Annotated in this window: 1 protein-coding gene; it reads left to right on the top strand. The window is 57.8% G+C overall.

Features of this window, described 5'->3' with window-relative positions:
* The coding region (locus EOD15_RS36170; RefSeq protein WP_185929193.1) for a hypothetical protein at nt 1-355 on the top strand (355 nt) is incomplete at its 5' end.
* Between the last annotated feature and the right edge of the window lie 69 nt (nt 356-424).

Below are 424 nucleotides of genomic sequence, written 5' to 3'. Positions count from 1 at the left end.
GATAGTTGCGTGTCTGGCAGGTCCTTTTGCAGAATCCGCATTCGAAGGCTATCTGGACCCGCGCGATATGGCGATGAATGCGTCCGATGGGAATGAGGGGAGCAGCGACTACGCGGATGCCAAGCGAATCTATGGTGAGTTGCGGTTCCTGATGCCGCGCCGCCCCGATTGGGGGCGGATCGAAGATCGCACGGCCCGGCTAGTACTCGATCACTGGTCGGCCATCGAAGCATTGGCCGCGCATTTGCTGGTCAAGCATGATCTCCAATTCGATGAGCCTCTGACGATTGTTGCGCCGCATCTTCCGCCCATGCCAGCAGCTACGCCGCCAGAGCGTCATCCGCAGCCTGCTTGATCAGCCATTCGATGTGATTTGACCACATCTGCAACACCTCGCGCTTCTCCTTGACGTTGCTATAGAGAT

This window comes from Mesorhizobium sp. M7A.T.Ca.US.000.02.2.1 (assembly GCF_003996995.1).
Classification (GTDB): Bacteria; Pseudomonadota; Alphaproteobacteria; order Rhizobiales; family Rhizobiaceae; genus Mesorhizobium.
The sequence above is the reverse complement of the archived record's forward strand: the minus strand, read 5'-3'. Positions and strand labels throughout refer to the sequence as shown.